General features: G+C 68.4%; 2 protein-coding genes. Both read left to right on the top strand.

Annotation, left to right across the window (positions count from 1 at the left end):
• The first annotated feature begins 8 nt into the window (after positions 1–8).
• Entirely contained in the window at positions 9–440 is a 432-nt protein-coding gene (locus tag HCJ92_RS23640) for a DUF3017 domain-containing protein (RefSeq protein ID WP_338054358.1), read from the top strand.
• Positions 441–691: 251 nt separating this feature from the next.
• Entirely contained in the window at positions 692–2,374 is a 1,683-nt protein-coding gene (locus HCJ92_RS23645) for a BCCT family transporter (protein WP_338054357.1), read from the top strand.
• The last annotated feature ends 69 nt before the right edge of the window (positions 2,375–2,443 follow it).

Genomic DNA, 2,443 nt, shown 5'->3' on the forward strand with positions numbered 1-2,443 from the left:
CCGCGGGGGTGTCCGGCGCCGCGGCCGAGCCGCGGCGCGTCCGGCGGCTCCGCCGTGGCTCGCGGCGCTACCCGACGGTCACGCGGGACACCGCCCCGCCGGAGGGCGGTCGGCGGTACGCGGACGGTGACTCCCCGGCCCCCATCCGGCAGTGGCCGTTGCTGAGCGTCATCGCGGTGGTCGTTTCCGGACTTCTCGTCATGATCGTGGATTTCCGGATCGGGTTGTTGACAGTCGGCGCGGCGATGCTCGCCGGCGCGGCCCTCCGCGTCACCGTCTCGGCCGTCGGCATGCTCGCTGTCCGGTCCCGCTACACGGACGTGCTGACGTACGGCGGCATGGGCCTGGCGATCGTGCTGCTCACCCTCATGGCCCAGCCGCGGCCGTGGCTGGAGCTCCCGTTCCTGAGTGACATCCTCCGCTTCTCCGCCGGAAGCTGAGGGTCACCGCCCCCTAACCCAAAAACGCCGCCGCGTCCTGTTCGACACGCCAAGGTGACCTAACCGTGACGTATGTTCCCGGCCACTGGGGGCAGGCGAGATCCGTTGGCTCAACGGATACGGACCGCGGAAGCGGTTGCGGCGGAAGGAATTTGCTTATGTCATCAGGACATCCGGGGAAAGAGACGACAGCGGAGACGGACCGTGGTGGTGTGAGGCCACCCGCCCGCACTGCTTCGATCGCGCCATGGGTGTTCTGGCCATCCGTCGCCATCATCGGCGTCTTCGTCCTCTGGGCCATGCTCGGAGGCGAAGGAGCAGCGGACAACCTCCTCTCGTTCCGGGTCGAGGTTGTGGACAACCTGAGCTGGTACTACGTGCCGCTGGTGTCGTTCTTCGTGCTGTACGCCCTCTTCATGGGGTTCAGCAAGTACGGCAACATCAAGCTCGGCAAGGATGACCAGAAACCGGACTTCAGCCTCGGCTCCTGGCTGTCGATGCTCTTCGCCGCGGGCATGGGCATCGGCCTCGTTTTCTGGGGCGTCGCCGAGCCGCTGAGCTTCTACATGGGACCGAAGCCCGGCGTCGGTGAGAGCGAGGCCGAGCGCGCCGAGTTCGCCATGAGCCAGACCTTCCTCCACTGGGGCTTCCACCCGTGGGCGATCTACATCGTCGTCGGACTCGCCGTCGCCTACGCCGTCCACCGCAAGGGCCGCCCCGTCTCCATCCGCTACGCGCTGGAGCCGCTGCTCGGTGACCGCGTGCGTGGCCGCCTCGGTGACGCCATCGACGTCATCGCCGTCGTCGGCACCGTCTTCGGTGTCGCCACCTCCCTGGGCTTCGGCGTCCAGCAGATCGGTGCCGGCCTGGACCACCTGGGCATCATCACCGACCCGAGCGCCGGCGTCCTGAGCGTGATCGTCATCATCATCACGATCATCGCGACGCTGTCGGTGGTCTCCGGCCTGGACAAGGGCGTCAAGTACCTGTCCAACGTCAACGCGGTCCTGGCGGCCGGGATCCTGCTGTTCATCCTGATCGCCGGCGCCACCACCGTCCTGCTCACCGACTTCTTCCAGAACATCGGTGTCTACCTGCAGAACTTCGCGGCGCTCAGCCTGGACACCGGCTCGTGGCACGGCGAGGACGGCACCGGCTGGGTCGGCGGCTGGACCATCTTCTACTGGGGCTGGTGGATGTCGTGGGCGCCGTTCGTCGGCATCTTCATCGCCCGCATCTCGCGTGGCCGCACTGTCCGTGAGTTCGTCGTCGGCGCGCTGGTCGTGCCGACGATGCTGAGCTTCTTCTGGTTCTCCGTGGTCGGCGGCTCGGGTATCCGTGAGGAGCAGGCCACCGGGGGAATGACAGGCGAGGACGGCTCCGTCGACTCGACGGCCGCGCTCTTCGCGCTGCTGGACTCGCTGCCCGGCGCGACCATCGTCATCGGCCTCGCGATCCTGCTGATCGTGTTCTTCTTCGTGACCTCCTCCGACTCCGCCTCCTACGTGGTGGACATGCTGGCCTCCGGCGGCGACCCCAACCCGCCGACCTGGAGCCGCGTGTTCTGGGCCAGCGTCGAGGGCCTCGTGGCCGTCGCGCTGCTGCTGGCGGGAGCCGGGCACGGACTGACGATCCTCCAGAACGTCGCGGTCGTGATCGCGCTGCCGTTCAGCTTCATCATGATCGCCATGTGCATCGCGACACTGAAGTCGTTGCGCGAGGAGCACGTCGCCTTCAAGGAGGCCCAGGCCGAGGAGGCTGAGGAGGCGCTCATCGAGTCCGCGGTCGCCGCCATGACGGAGGCCCAGGAGAACGGGGAGCTCGAATCGGTGACCTCCGGTTCCGGCAGCGGCTCCGGTGCTGCCGGCGCCGGTGACAAGTCGGACAAGGACACCGGCGACGGTGACCTGCTGGACACGTCCCCCAAGGACTGACCCCCGCGGGGCGCCACTCACCCGGCGCCCCGCTCGCGCCGCGGCCTCGGCCGGTCCACGGACCGGCCG

It is taken from the genome of Streptomyces spiramenti (assembly GCF_012034385.1).
Classification (GTDB): domain Bacteria; phylum Actinomycetota; class Actinomycetes; order Streptomycetales; family Streptomycetaceae; genus Streptomyces; species Streptomyces spiramenti.